The 13,942-nt window shown below is 67.8% G+C and carries 8 protein-coding genes and 1 pseudogene; 3 read left to right on the forward strand and 6 right to left on the reverse strand.

What is annotated here, in order from left to right; genetic code table 11:
- Positions 1-44: 44 nt before the first annotated feature.
- The gene (locus test1122_RS19565; protein WP_232270467.1) at positions 45-1,658 is read right to left on the reverse strand and encodes an SLC13 family permease; all 1,614 of its coding nucleotides are present in this window, start codon (positions 1,656-1,658) and stop codon (positions 45-47) included.
- Between the two features lie 176 nt (positions 1,659-1,834).
- Between test1122_RS19565 and test1122_RS19570 the strand changes: the two are divergent.
- Together test1122_RS19570 and test1122_RS19575 are read left to right on the forward strand one after the other, a co-directional pair.
- Positions 1,835-2,054: pseudogene (locus test1122_RS19570) on the forward strand (carbohydrate ABC transporter permease); the annotation flags it as partial.
- Positions 2,055-2,196: 142 nt separating this feature from the next.
- A complete protein-coding gene (locus test1122_RS19575) occupies positions 2,197-2,886 on the forward strand; it encodes a helix-turn-helix domain-containing protein (protein WP_232270468.1) in 690 nt (229 codons plus the stop codon).
- A gap of 13 nt (positions 2,887-2,899) precedes the next feature.
- Here test1122_RS19575 and test1122_RS19580 read toward each other — a convergent pair whose 3' ends face one another.
- From test1122_RS19580 to test1122_RS19600, 5 genes are all read right to left on the reverse strand, one after another.
- Complete coding sequence (locus tag test1122_RS19580; protein WP_232270469.1) at positions 2,900-3,115, reverse strand: dodecin; 216 nt, start codon at positions 3,113-3,115, stop codon at positions 2,900-2,902.
- Positions 3,116-3,218: 103 nt separating this feature from the next.
- Positions 3,219-5,504, reverse strand: coding sequence for a 1,4-alpha-glucan branching enzyme (gene glgB / locus test1122_RS19585; protein WP_422397016.1), 2,286 nt, complete (start codon positions 5,502-5,504; stop codon positions 3,219-3,221).
- Positions 5,501-6,916, reverse strand: coding sequence for a maltokinase N-terminal cap-like domain-containing protein (locus test1122_RS19590; protein ID WP_232271994.1), 1,416 nt, complete (start codon positions 6,914-6,916; stop codon positions 5,501-5,503). The genes glgB and test1122_RS19590 overlap by 4 nt, the downstream gene beginning before the upstream one ends.
- Before the next feature lie 242 nt (positions 6,917-7,158).
- Positions 7,159-8,862, reverse strand: coding sequence for a maltose alpha-D-glucosyltransferase (gene treS, locus test1122_RS19595; RefSeq protein ID WP_232270470.1), 1,704 nt, complete (start codon positions 8,860-8,862; stop codon positions 7,159-7,161).
- Positions 8,849-10,900 (reverse strand): alpha-1,4-glucan--maltose-1-phosphate maltosyltransferase, encoded by a 2,052-nt coding sequence (locus test1122_RS19600; RefSeq protein WP_232270471.1) that lies wholly within the window; start codon positions 10,898-10,900, stop codon positions 8,849-8,851. The genes treS and test1122_RS19600 overlap by 14 nt, the downstream gene beginning before the upstream one ends.
- A gap of 485 nt (positions 10,901-11,385) precedes the next feature.
- On the opposite strand from test1122_RS19600, the gene glgP reads away from it, so the two are divergent.
- On the forward strand, positions 11,386-13,929 hold the full coding sequence (gene glgP, locus test1122_RS19605) for an alpha-glucan family phosphorylase (RefSeq protein WP_232270472.1): 2,544 nt from the start codon (positions 11,386-11,388) through the stop codon (positions 13,927-13,929).
- Positions 13,930-13,942: the final 13 nt, after the last annotated feature.

Consider the following 13,942-nt stretch of genomic DNA (forward strand, 5'->3'; position numbering starts at 1 on the left):
TTCTCGCAGGTCAGGCCGGGGCCGTGGGGATCAAGAACCGGGCATCAGAAGCTGATGCCCATCGCCCAGCCGCCGAGCAGCATCACCATCGCGGTAATGAGTACGACCCCGATCAGGTTGAGCCAGAGTCCCGCCCGCACCATCTGCGGCATGGTCACATAGCCGGACCCGAATACGATGGCGTTCGGCGGGGTGCCGACCGGGAGCATAAAGCTGCAGGTGGCCGCGAGCGCCGCAGGAGCGAGCAGGAGCAGCGGGTCAAGCCCGATACCGACGGCCACCCCGCCGAGCACCGGCAGGAAGGTCGACGCGGTGGCGGTGTTGCTGGTGAGCTCGGTCAGCATCAGGATGATCAGGCAGACCGCACCGATCAGCAGCACGGTGGGGAGCGTGCCGAGGCCGCCCATCCTGGTGCCGATCCAGTCGCTGAGCTTCGTGTCCTGCACGGCCTTGGCCAGGCTCAGACCGCCGCCGAAGAGCAGCAGCACACCCCACGGGATGCCGGACTGCGCGGTACGCCAGTCCATGGTCTGTATCCCCTTCTTGACGGAGACGGGGATGAGGAAGAGGAGGAGCACGGCGCCGATGGCGACGGCTTGATCGGAGAGGTTGCCCATGAACGGCAGCGCCGAGGTCAGTGCGGACCAGCCGGTGATCGGTTCCTTGAACACCCACAGCAGAGCGGCGCCGACAAAGACGGCGAGCACATTCCACTCGCCTCGGGAGACCCTGCCCAGCTTGTCGATCTCCTCCTGGATGACCTTCCTGCCCCCGACCACATCGGTGAGCTTGGTCGGGTAGACGACCCGGGTCAGAAGGAGCCAGGCGAGGACGAGGAAGATGGCGGAGAGGGGCACGCCGAGCTTCATCCAGTCCGCGAAGCTGATGGTGATGCCGTAGTTCTGCTCCACAAAGCCGGACATGATGAGGTTCGGTGGGCTGCCGATGAGGGTGGCCAGACCGCCGATGGTGGCGGCGAAGGCGATGGCCAGCATCAGACCGGTGGCGAAGTTCTTGGTGTCCTTGTCCTCCGCCATCTCGGACACCGGCCCGCTGGCCTCACCAGCTTCACCAGCTTCACCCGTCCCACCACTCCGCTTGGCGATGACGAGTGCCAGCACGCTGGTGCCAATCGGCAGCATCATCAGCGTGGTGGCCGTATTGCTCACCCACATGCTGAGAAACGCCGTGGCGATCATGACCCCCAGCACCAGCTGCCGGGGCTTGGTGCCAATCGCCCGCATGGTCAGCAGCGCGATCCGCTTATGCAGATTCCACTTCTGCATGGCCAGCGCGATCACAAAGCCGCCCAGGAAGAGGAAGACCGTGGGGTGTGCGTAGGGCGCGGTCGCCTCGTCGACGGCGAGCACGCCGAGCAGAGGGAACGCCACGATGGGCACCAGCGACGTCACGGCCAGCGGCAGCGCCTCGGTCATCCACCACACCGCCACCAGGACGACCACAGCGGCCGTGGTCCGGGCCGGAGTGGACAGGGCGTCATCCTGGGGCAACAGGAAATACGTCGCGAGCGCGAGTACGGGCGCCAGGACACGGCCGAGCCATATCCGCCGCTGCGGCAGACTGGATTGGTCCGCACCCGGCCGGGGACCGGTCGAGACCCGTGCCTGGGCCTCGACGCGCTGGGTGTCGATTGCCATGACCATCCTCCCGAAACATTGCGGCCACTTGGCTGTAACCGGTGTGCTCGGGAATGTGGCACGGGCCCTGGTCACTGTCGCTGTTCTGTTCTTAACGGTCGCAGACAGCCCCAGATGATCGATCACCCGGCCGCCGTCGGGGACAGGCCCCTAGTCCGTCCCACATGGTGTCAGGGCCGCTGATGGGGCCCGGTGTGGTGGTCGTGACGATCTTCTCGTTTGTGGCTATGTAGGGAAATTTCTTTGTCCCCTTCATGCTGCTGTTTCCCCGCATCGGATTCCCGCCTCGGTCAGCATCTTCACCTTCTTCGGTAACACCGGCACAGTGGTCTACGGTCAGCTCGCGCGCGTCGGCTCGGTGGTGGCTTCGCTCTGGGCGGGGCGATCAAGGGCTAACAGGGGATTTCCCTTATGATCTAGACCATTGAGCCGGGCAGACCTTGGTGATGAGGACCAGGGTCCTGGAGCTTCCTACGATTCCCAGCTTTGGGTGAACGTACGGTGGGTTACCGGGAGTCACCGGCCATAACGTGTGTGAATGCAAGAACGACCGCCTTTCGACGCCGCGGCAGCGCGGCGGCTGCGGGACTCTCTCGGTATGACACCCGCCCATGTCGCCTACGGCATGTGGGCGGCCTTCGGGCTGCAGATCAGCCCGGCAAAGATCGCCGCTTGGGAACTCCAGGAAGAATCACCGACCGAGGTCGAGCTGACCGCGCTGGCCGGTGCGCTGTGGTGCGCCCCGAGTGACCTCCTCGGCACCCCGCGAAGCCTGCGTGAGTACCGGCTTGCGAGCGGATTCGCCCCCTCCGATCTGGCGCTGCGGATCGGGATGCCCTCGCCGCAGTACGAGCGGATCGAGCAGACCGGGGAGTGGACCGGCAACGACCGGCAGGCAACCGAGCTTGCGGAGGCCCTGAAGCTTTCCTTGCGCGCGTATATGGAGCTCACCGGCAAGAACGCCCAGCTGCGGGAGATGCTGCGCAGCGCGGCCAGCGTGCGCTGGCAGGCGTATGTCCGCCCGCTGTGCAAAATGCTGCCGACCGTGCCCCAGGACACCGTCGAGCGGGTGCTGGAGCGGCTGAACGACGAGTTCCACAAGCGCAGCTTCTCGTCGCTGAGCTGGATCGACACCAGTACCGAGACGGCCAATGGTTCGGTGGACGCCGGGCGTCTCTACCTCGATGAGGTGGTGGAGCACTTCTGGGCGCAGCTCGAAGAGCTCTGATGTTATTCGGACGTCAGTCGCTGTCTTCCAGCCGGAAGCCGACCTTCAGGCCCACCTGGTAGTGCGCGATCCGGCCGTCTTCGAGGTGGCCGCGGATCTGCGCCACCTCGAACCAGTCGAGGCCGCGCAGCGTCTGTGACGCGCGGCTGATGGCATTGCGGATCGCGGCATCCAAGCCCTCGTGCGAGGTGCCGACGATTTCCGTCACCCGGTAGGTGTGCTCGCTCATCGCGGTCTCCCTGGTTGAGGTCCTTTCCACCGTGCCTCAACCGGCGGGATGCCGCGAGCGGAGCGAGCCGTGTGCTGCCGTCCCCACGACGGCGTGTCAGGTGTCAGGCAGGGATCAGCCAGACCGTGGCCAGGGGCGGGAGGGTCAGGGTGATGCTTGAGGGGCGGCCCTGGGAATGGGTGGGCTCAGTCTTGATGGGGTCGCGGTTACGGATGTCGCTGCCGCCGTAAGGGGCCGCGTCGGTGTTCAGGGCCTCCTGCCACACCGGGATGTGGCTGGGGACGCCCAGGCGGTAGCCGTGCCGGACGACGGGCGAGAAGTTGCTGACGGCGACCAGCGGGGAGCCGTCGGCGGCGAAGCGGAGGAAGGCGAAGACATTGTCCTCCGCCGCGTGGGAGTCGATCCAGGCGAACCCCTCGGGGTCGCTGTCGCGTTCCCAGAGCGCGGGGTTGGCGTGGTAAGTGGTGTTGAGGTCGCGGACCAGGTCCCGTACGCCGCGGTGGTCCGGCTCGGCGGAGTAGGACGGGTCCAGCACCCACCAGTCCGGGCCGTGCGACTCGGCCCACTCCGCGCCCTGGGCGAACTCCTGGCCCATAAAGAGGAGCTGTTTGCCCGGGTGGGCCCACATAAAGCCCAGATACGCCCGGTGGTTGGCGCGTCGCTGCCACCAGTCGCCGGGCATCTTGGAGACCAGGGCCTGCTTTCCATGCACCACCTCATCGTGCGAGATGGGCAGCACATAGTTCTCGGAGTAGGCATAGATCATGGCGAAGGTCATCTCGCCGTGGTGGTACTTGCGGTGCACCGGGTCCTTGGTGATGTACACCAGGGAGTCATGCATCCAGCCCATGTTCCACTTCAGGCCGAAGCCGAGGCCACCGAAGCCGCCCGCGCCGATGTGGTGGGTGGCGCGGGTGACGCCGTCCCAGGCGGTGGACTCCTCGGCGATGGTGACGACGCCGGGGCAGCGGCGGTAGACGGTGGCGTTCATCTCCTGGAGGAAGGAGACCGCGTCCAGATTTTCCCGGCCGCCGTACTCGTTCGGGCTCCACTCGCCGTCCTCGCGTGAATAGTCGAGGTAGAGCATGGAGGCCACCGCGTCAACCCGCAGGCCATCGATATGGAACTCCTCGCACCAGTGCACGGCATTGGCGACCAGGAAGTTACGGACCTCGGTACGGCCGTAGTTGAATTCGAGCGTGCCCCAGTCGGGGTGCTCGGCGCGGCGCGGGTCCGGATGCTCATAGAGCGCGGTGCCGTCGAAGCGGGCGAGCGCCCAGTCGTCCTTGGGAAAGTGCGCCGGAACCCAGTCCATCAGGACGCCGATGCCCGCCTGGTGAAAGGCGTCGATGAGGTACTTGAAGTCATCCGGGGGGCCCAGCCGGGCGGTGGGCGCGTAGAAGCCCGTGACCTGGTAGCCCCAGGAGCCGCCGAAGGGATGTTCGGCGACCGGCAGCAGCTCTACATGGGTGAAGCCCAGATCCTTGACATAGCTGGGGAGCTGCTCGGCCAGCTCCCGATAGGACAGGCCGGGGCGCCAGGAGGCGAGATGCACCTCGTAGATGGACAGGGGCGAGGTGTGGACGGGGCGCTTGGCGCGGCGCTTCATCCATTCGGCGTCACCCCAGGCGTATGTGGAGGAGTGCACGACCGACGCGGTGGCGGGCGGGCACTCGGTGCGGCTGGCCACCGGGTCGGCGCGCAGCGTGTGGCCGCCGTCGGGGCAGCAGATGTCGTACTTGTAGAGGGCGCCGTCGCCGATGCCGGGGAGGAACAGCTCCCATACCCCGCTGGAGCCCAGCGACCGCATGGGGCAGGACGTGGCGTCCCAGTAGTTGAAGTCACCGGCGACCCTGACCCCCTGGGCGCTGGGGGCCCAGACGGTAAAGCGGGTGCCGGATACGCCCTGATGCTCCATCGGGTGGGCACCCAGCGCGTGCCACAGCTGCTCATGGCGGCCCTCGGAGATCAGATGCAGATCGAGCTCGCCCAGCGCGGGGAGGAAGCGGTAGGGGTCCTCCACTTCGGTCTGGTTGTCCTCGCTGTACGAGACCAGGAGCCGGTACTCCGGGATCTCCGCCAGCGGGAGGACACCGGAGAAGAGGCCGTCGCCGTCGCTGTACAGCTCCGCGCGCAGCCCCTTGGCGATAACGGTGACGGCGGTGGCGAAGGGCCGCAGCGCGCGGAAGGCCACCCCGCCGCGCACGGGGTGCGCGCCGAGGAGAGCGTGCGGATCGTGGTGTGCTCCGGTGAGCAGCCGCTGCCGCTCACTGTCCCCGAGCGGTTCGGCTCGTCGCGGGCCCCGGTCGCCGGGGGGAGTGGTCGCGTCGCCGGGGCGCGCGGATGACGGCTTCTTGGCGGGTGGTGGCTGATCGGCGCGGGCGGTCACGGGGCGGGCCTCCTGGGGGGCTCGGCGAGGCGGCGGATGGCGGAGAGGGGGATGGGGAGCCAGGTGGGGCGGTGATGGGCCTCGTAGACGACTTCGTAGATGGCCTTGTCCGTTTCATAGGCGCGCAGCAGGGCCACGTGTTCGCGCGGGTCGGTGCCGGCGGCGTCGGCGTAACCGGCGCAGTAGGCGGCGCGGTTGGCGGCGGCCCATTCGCGGGACCAGTCGGTGGCCCCGCGCTGACAGGCGGCGTAGTCGAAGGAGCGGAGCATGCCGGCGATATCGCGGAGTACGGGCTGGGGGCGGCGGCGGTCGGAGAGGGGCTTGGCCGGTTCGCCCTCGAAGTCGATGAGGGTCCAGCGGCTGCCCCGGCCGGAGCCGGTGGCCGCACGCAGCACCTGGCCGAGATGGAGATCGCCATGGATGCGCTGCACCTGGCAGCCGTGGCCGGAGCGGGCCAGATCGGTCACGGCGGCGAAGGCATGGCGCAGCCCGGTGCGGTACGGGCGCAGTGCCGGGACGCTCTCGGCGGCGGCCTCCAGCCGGTCGTTCATACCAATGGCCAGAGCTTCCAGCTGAGGGCCGGGCAGCGCGGATGTGGGCAGCGCGCTGGCGAGGGCGGTGTGTACCTCGGCGGTGGCGCGGCCCAGGGATCGGGCCGCCGCGGTGAAGTCGACCCGCTTGGCCAGCGCGCGCAGGGCCAGCTGCCAGCCGTCACTCGTACCGGGCAGATACGGCTGGAGAACCCCGAGGGTGAGGGGATCGGTGGCCGGTGCCTCAAACCACGCTACGGGCTCGGGCACCCGGACACAGCCGGTGCGGGCCAGCGCCAGCGGCAGCTCCAGGTCGGGGTTGATGCCGGGGCTGACCCGGCGGAAGAGCTTGAGGATGTACGTATTGCCGTAGATCACTGAGGAGTTGGACTGCTCGGCCCTGAGCGGCCGGGGGCGCAGCCCGGAGGGGATGGCGCTGCCGGGCTGCCGGACGAATCGCAGCGCGCCCAGGCGCCCGGGAGCGCGAAGCCGCTCCAGGAGGAGGGCCGTGAGCCGGGGGTCGGATACCGCGTCATAGATGGCGCGGTCCCGTAGGGGCCCTTCGCTGGGTCGGCCGATGAGGGCGGGAGCGAGCCCGGGCGGCAGTACGGGACGTACGCCGAGCAGCAGTTGATAGCAGTCGCTGGCGTCCGGCTGGTGGGCCTGTACCAGCAGATGGAGCAGGCCAGGGGTGGCGCTGCCATTGGCGCAGGGCAGCAGCTCGGTCGCCGCGACGAGGGTGACGTCGTCGACCGGGCTGCCCTTCCCGGCGAACCATCGCTGCCGGGGCAGCCACTGGATCAGCATGGGGGCCAGCGAGTGCAGCAGCGCGGTCTCGCTGGTTTCATGCATGGCTACGCGGGGCGAGGAGCTGTCCGGCATAGCGGTCATGGCGTCCTTCCCCCGGGTACACGAATGTACGCAGAGTGTCCCGGATTGCGGCAATGGCTGTCCGGCTGTGCGGGACGTGTTGAGGGGAGATCGACCGTGCGGCGGCGGGGCGCTAGGCCGCACGGGTGCTTAGTAGGGTGCCCAGGGCGGCCCGTGAGTAAAACCTCGGGCCGCTGGGCAACTGTGGTGGACGGTCCCCTGCCCGGCCGAACGCTCTGGCCGACGGCAGGGCGTTACGGGCTCGGCTGGTGCCGCAGGCGGAACCAGTAGAAGCCATGACCCGCCAGGGTCAGCAGATACGGCCATTCGCCGATCGCCGGGAAGCGCACGCCGCCGATCAGCTCCACCGGGTGCCGGCCGCCCCAGGCCCGTAGATCCAGCTCGGTGGGTTGCGGGAAGCGGGAGAAGTTGTGCACACACATCACCAGGTCGTCCTGGTACTCGCGCAGGAAGGCGAGCACCGCCGGGTTCGATGACTGCAGCTCGGTGTACTCGCCCAGCCCGAAGGCCGGATTCTGCTTACGGATCTCGACCATCCGCCGCGTCCAGTGCAGCAGTGAGGAGGGCGAGCTCATCGCCGCTTCCACATTGGTGACCTGGTAGCCGTAGACCGGGTCCATGATCGCTGGCAGGAAGAGCCGCCCGGGATCGCAGGAGGAGAAGCCCGCGTTACGGTCGGGCGTCCACTGCATCGGGGTGCGTACCGCGTCCCGGTCGCCGAGCCAGATATTGTCGCCCATGCCGATCTCGTCGCCGTAGTAGAGGATCGGCGAGCCGGGCAGTGACAGCAGCAGGGCCGTGAAGAGCTCAATCTGGTTGCGGTCATTGTCGAGCAGCGGGGCGAGGCGTCGCCGGATGCCGATATTGGCCCGCATCCGGGGATCCTTGGCGTACTCGGCGTACATGTAGTCACGCTCTTCGTCCGTCACCATTTCAAGCGTCAGCTCGTCATGGTTGCGCAGGAAGATGCCCCACTGACAGCTGGACGGAATAGCCGGGGTCTTGGCGAGGACTTCCGAGACCGGGTAGCGGGATTCCCGGCGTACCGCCATAAAGATGCGCGGCATGACCGGGAAGTGGAACGCCATATGGCACTCGTCGCCGCCCTTGTCGAAGCTGCCGAAGTAGTCGACAACATCCTCTGGCCACTGATTGGCCTCGGCGAGCAGGACGGTGTCCGGGTAGTGGGCGTCGATCTCCGCGCGGACCCGCTTGAGGAAAGCGTGCGACTGCGGAAGGTTCTCGCAGTTGGTGCCCTCCTCGGCGTAGAGATACGGGACCGCGTCCAGCCGGAAGCCGTCGATGCCCAGATCCAGCCAGAACCGCAGGGCGGAAATCATTTCCTCCTGCACCACCGGGTTCTCATAGTTGAGATCCGGCTGGTGCGAGAAGAAGCGGTGGAAGTAGTACTGCTTGCGTACCGGATCAAAGGTCCAGTTGGACGCCTCCGTATCCACGAAGATGATCCGGGCGTCCCCGTACTGCTTGTCGTCGTCGGCCCAGACGTAGTAGTCGCCGTACGGACCCTGCGGGTCACGGCGGGACTCCTGGAACCACTCATGCTGATCGCTGGTGTGGTTCATGACCATGTCGATGATGACCCGCATGCCCCGCTGGTGCGCGGAGTCGACGAACTCCACGAAGTCGGCGAGATCGCCGAACTCGGGGAGCACCGAGGTGTAATCCGACACATCGTAGCCGCCGTCCTTGAGTGGCGACTTGAAGAACGGCGGCAGCCACAGGCAGTCAACGCCCAGCCACTGCAGATAGTCGAGCTTTGCGGTGAGGCCTTTCAGATCGCCGATGCCGTCGCCGTTACTGTCCTGAAAGGAACGGACCAGGACTTCATAGAAGACCGCACGCTTGAACCACTCTGGATCGAGGTCCTTCGCGGGCGTGTCCTCAAAGGTGTCGGGGACGGGCTCATTGACGCTCATCGTTGGGTGACCCTCCGGTCGGTGAGGACGGTCGCAGGGAGAAGATGTGCGCCGGGGCCCGGAGAGGCTGCGTATCAGTACAGCCGGGCTCCAGGCGCACATAGTTGTCCCTGCCCCAGTGGTAGGTCTCGCCGGTGAGCTCATCGCGCACCGGAAAGGGTTCGGCGCCACTTTCCTGCGCAGGGGTGAGGCCGAGGTCCGCCATGTCCAACGACACCGTCGCTTCGTGGGTGTGGTGCGGATCGAGGTTGACCACCACCAGCACCGAGTCGGCGTAGGGCTCGGTGCTGCGCTTGGAGTAGGCGATGACCTGCTCGTTGTTCGTACGGTGGAAGCGCAGCCCGCGTAGCTGCTGCAGCGCCGGATGGCGGCGGCGCAGCCGGTTGAGCGCGGTGATGAGCGGGGTGATGGAGCGTCCGGTGCGCTCGGCGGCGGCCCAGTCGCGGGGGCGCAGCTCATACTTCTCGGAGTGCAGATACTCCTCGCTGCCCGCCCGCACGGGGGTGGCCTCGCACAGCTCATATCCGGAGTAGACACCCCAGCTGGGGGAGAGGGTGGCGGCGAGCACGGCCCGGATCTCAAAGGCGGGACGGCCGCCGCCCTGGAGATACGCGTGCAGAATGTCGGGCGTGTTCACAAAGAAGTTGGGCCGCATATAGGCGGCCGCGTCCCCGGCCAGCTCGCTGAGATAGTCCGTCAGCTCCTGCTTGCTGTTGCGCCAGGTGAAGTACGTGTACGACTGCTGGAAGCCGACACGTGCCAGGGTGTGCATCATGGCGGGCCGGGTGAAGGCCTCGGCGAGGAAGATGACATCCGGGTCGGCGCGGTTGATGTCGGCAATGACCTTTTCCCAGAACGCCACCGGCTTGGTGTGCGGATTGTCGACGCGGAAGATACGCACACCGCGTTCCATCCAGAAACGCAGCACACGCAGCGTCTCGGCGACCAGGCCACGGTAGACCTCCGGGCCGGTGTCAAAGGCGATCGGGTAGATGTCCTGGTACTTCTTGGGCGGGTTCTCGGCGTAGGCGATCGTTCCGTCAGCCCGCTTGTGGAACCACTCAGGGTGTTCCTTGACCCAGGGGTGGTCAGGAGAGCACTGGAGGGCGAAGTCGAGGGCGACCTCCATCCGCAGCGTACGGGCCTTGCTGACGAAGTAGTCGAAGTCGGCGAAGGTGCCCAGATCCGGGTGGATGGCGTCATGGCCGCCCTCGCCGGAGCCGATGGCCCAGGGGCAGCCGACGTCATACGGCCCCGCGGAAAGGGCGTTGTCACGGCCCTTGCGGAAGGCATTGCCGATGGGGTGGATCGGCGGCAGATAGACCACGTCGAAGCCCATCGAGGCAAGTGCGGGCAGCCGCTCGGCCGCGGTACGCAGAGTGCCGGAGACTGGCGGCTCGCCCTCCTTGACGACGGCACCCTCGGAGCGCGGGAACAGCTCATACCAGGAGCCGAACAGGGCGCGTTTACGCTCCACTTGGAGCGGCAGCGCCCGGGAGCAGGTGACCAGCTCACGCAGCGGACGCCGCTCCAGTACGGCCGTCACCTCCGGGGCGAGCGCGGCGGCCAGCCGGATGGCGGCCGGGCGGCCCTTGTCGCGCAGCGCGTCCACGGCGTCCAGTACGACGGCCCGGCCCTCGCTCTTGGGCACCTCGGCGGCGGCGCGCTCATGCAGCTCAGCGCCTTCGCGGAGGGTCAGCTCGGTGTCGACGTCGGCCGGGATCTTGATCGCGGCGTGCCTGCGCCAGGTCGTGATCGGATCGCCCCACGCCTCGATCGCGAAGGTCCAGCGGCCTTCTGTTTCCGGGGTGACCTCGGCGCCCCAGCGGTCGGTGCCGGGGACGAGCTCCCGCATGGGAAGCCAGGGCCCGCCACGTCCGGTGGGATCGCGCAGCACCACATTGGCCGCTACCGCGTCATGCCCTTCCCGGAAGATGGTGGCGGACACCTGGAAGGTCTCGCCCGCCACGGCTTTCGCGGGGCGGCGCCCGCAGTCGACGAGCGGCTTGATGTCCAGGACGGGGATGCGACCGATCATGGGCTCACCTGGGGTTGATACGTAGGGTTTTGTTCTTTGTATCCGCTCCGCTGGCAACTGGCTGGTTGCAGGCATGACCGCTCCTGTCCGCGTTCACTCGGCTGGGGGTCTCGCTAGGGGGCGCAGGGGGAGAGCCTGCCCACTGCGCGGGGGCAGGCAATCAGGCATTGGGTGAACTACTAGTACGTAAGGGCGCACACGTGAAGCGGGGGGGGCAAGGGGGGAGCGCATCCGCGGACCGGCTCCGCCGTGCGGCGGGTGCCCGGAACCATCAGGAAGACCTTGCGGAGAGTGGCCGTTGCCGTCAACTGTCATTTCGGTGACGGAGGTTCCGCCGCGACACGGCTGAGACATCGCCGCTTACGGAACAACGGAGGCGTCCCGCGACGTACCTTGTGTGTCCAGCGGGTGGAAGTCATACGGAAACGGGTCGAAAACACAGTGAAGGGACCCAGCGGACCAACGTCCACCGCTACCTTCGAGGGGTGAAGGCCATTCGTCGCTTTTCCGTACGTCCCGTCCTTCCTGAGTCCCTACGACCGCTCAGCGAGCTGGCGCGCAACCTGCGCTGGTCCTGGCACCCCGATACTCGTGAGCTTTTCCGCTACGCCGACCCGGAAGGGTGGCGGGCGGCCGGAGGCGACCCCGTGCGGCTCCTGAGCTCCGTATCGGCCAACCGGCTGGCCCAGCTGGCCCGGGACCGTGGATTTCTGCGCCGGCTCGCCATGGGCATAGGGGATCTGCACGACTATCTGTCCGAGCCGCGGTGGTATCAGAGCGCGGGCGATCAGCTGCCCGCGGCCATCGCCTACTTCTCACCCGAGTTCGGCATCACCGCGGCGCTGCCGCAGTACTCCGGCGGCCTTGGCATTCTCGCCGGGGACCATCTCAAGGCCGCCAGCGATCTGGGTGTCCCGCTGATCGGGGTCGGGCTGCTCTACCGGCATGGCTACTTCCGGCAGTCGCTGTCCCGCGATGGCTGGCAGCAGGAACGCTATCCGGTCCTCGACCCCAACGAGCTACCGCTGGAGCTGATGCGCGAGGGCGGTGGTTCACCCGTTCAGGTGGAACTCACGCTGCCCGGCGACCGCCGCCTGCGCGCTTATGTGTGGCAGGCCCAGGTCGGCCGGGTGCCGCTGCTGCTGCTCGACTCCGATGTGGAGGACAACGCCTCGGCGGAGCGTGGCGTCACCGACCGGCTCTACGGCGGTGGCCGGGAGCAGCGGCTGCTCCAGGAGATGCTGCTCGGCATCGGCGGCGTCCGTGCGGTGCGCGCGTACTGCCGTATCACCGGACACCCGGAGCCAGAGGTGTTCCATACGAACGAGGGGCACGCCGGCTTCCTCGGTCTGGAACGCATCCGCGAGCTGAGCCGCTATGGCGTGAGCTTTGACGCCGCGCTGGAGGCCGTGCGCGCGGGCACGGTCTTTACGACCCACACCCCGGTCTCCGCCGGGATCGACCGCTTTGACCGCGAGCTGGTCGCCCGGCACTTCGGCGAAGACGGGGAGCTGCCCGGCATCGACGTCGCGCAGGTGCTGCGGCTGGGCATGGAGACCTATCCGGGCGGGGAACCCAACCTCTTCAATATGGCCGTGATGGGTCTGCGACTGGCTCAGCGCGCCAACGGGGTGTCCACGCTGCATGGCGCCGTCAGCCGGGAGATGTTCGCCGGGCTGTGGCCAGGGTTTGACTCGGCCGAGGTGCCTATCACCTCCATCACCAATGGCGTACACGCACCGACCTGGGTGGCCCCCGAGGTCTCGGAGCGGACCTCCCGGCTGCCGGACAGCGACCTGTGGGAGCTCCGCCGTACCCTGCGCGAACAGCTGGTGCTGGAGGTACGGCAGCGGCTGTACGACTCCTGGCGGCAGCGCGGCGCCGCCCGGGCCGAGCTCGGCTGGATCAACGGTGTCCTGGACCCCGATGTCCTCACCATCGGCTTCGCCCGGCGGGTGCCCTCGTACAAGCGGCTCACCCTGATGCTGCGCGACCGCGACCGGCTGATGCGGCTGCTGCGCCACCCAGAGCAGCCGATTCAGCTGGTTGTCGCGGGCAAGGCACATCCGGCCGACGACAGCGGCAAGAAGCTCATCCAGGAGCTGGTGCGCTTCGCCGACCACCCTCAGGTGCGGCACCGGATCGTCTTCCTGCCGGACTACGGGATGGCGATGGCGCAGAAGCTCTACACCGGCTGCGATGTGTGGCTCAACAATCCGCTGCGGCCACTTGAGGCCTGCGGGACATCCGGCATGAAGGCAGCACTCAACGGCTGTCTCAATCTGTCCGTCCTGGACGGCTGGTGGGACGAGTGGTTCGAACCGGACTTCGGCTGGGCCATCCCTACCGCCGACGGGTCCGGAGCGGCCGATGACGACCGGCGTGACGCCATTGAGGCGACCGCGCTCTATGAGCTGCTGGAGGATCACGTCGCGCCGTGCTTCTATGAGCGGCCGCAGCGCTGGCTGGAAATGGTCCGGCAGACACTGGACCGGCTGGGGCCCAAGGTCCTCGCCGACCGGATGGTGCGCGACTATGTGCTGCGGCTGTACGCACCAGCCGCCCTCGCGCACCGGGAGCTGGACGCCAAGAGCGCCGGTGAGCTGGCCGACTGGAAGGCACGTATCCGGGCCCAGTGGCCGCACGTCGCCGTCGACCATGTGGAGACCGCCGACTCCGGAATCGGCTCCGCCGAGCTGGGCGGCTCGCTGGCGCTCCGGGTGCAGGTCGCCCTGGGCGAGCTGGCGCCACGCGAGGTGGAGGTGCAGGCGGTCGCGGGCCGGGTGGACGCCTCCGATTCCATCACCGATCCGGTCCATGTCCCGCTGAAGCCCACCAGCGGCCCGGATCCGGCGGGCCGCTGGCTCTTCGAGGGGCCGCTCGCCCTGGACCGTACGGGGCCCTTCGGCTATACGGTCCGCGTCCTGCCCGCACACCCGCTGCTGGCCAGCGGCGTGGAGCTGGGGCTGGCCGCGGCCCCACCGGAGGGCATCGCCTCCAGTGAGGCAGCGGGGGTGCTGATGCGCTGACAGCGCCTGGCCG

The sequence above is a fragment of the Streptomyces gobiensis genome (assembly GCF_021216675.1).
In the GTDB taxonomy this organism is placed as follows: Bacteria; Actinomycetota; Actinomycetes; order Streptomycetales; family Streptomycetaceae; genus Streptomyces; species Streptomyces gobiensis.

Bases quoted from the DNA above. Each gene is read 5' to 3' on its own strand.
- test1122_RS19565 (WP_232270467.1), bottom strand. From the start codon at position 1,658: ATGGCAATCGACACCCAGCGCGTCGAGGCCCAGGCACGGGTCTCGACC.
- test1122_RS19575 (WP_232270468.1), top strand. From the start codon at position 2,197: ATGCAAGAACGACCGCCTTTCGACGCCGCGGCAGCGCGGCGGCTGCGG.
- test1122_RS19580 (WP_232270469.1), bottom strand. From the start codon at position 3,115: ATGAGCGAGCACACCTACCGGGTGACGGAAATCGTCGGCACCTCGCAC.
- test1122_RS19590 (WP_232271994.1), bottom strand. From the start codon at position 6,916: ATGCCGGACAGCTCCTCGCCCCGCGTAGCCATGCATGAAACCAGCGAG.
- treS (WP_232270470.1), bottom strand. From the start codon at position 8,862: ATGAGCGTCAATGAGCCCGTCCCCGACACCTTTGAGGACACGCCCGCG.
- test1122_RS19600 (WP_232270471.1), bottom strand. From the start codon at position 10,900: ATGATCGGTCGCATCCCCGTCCTGGACATCAAGCCGCTCGTCGACTGC.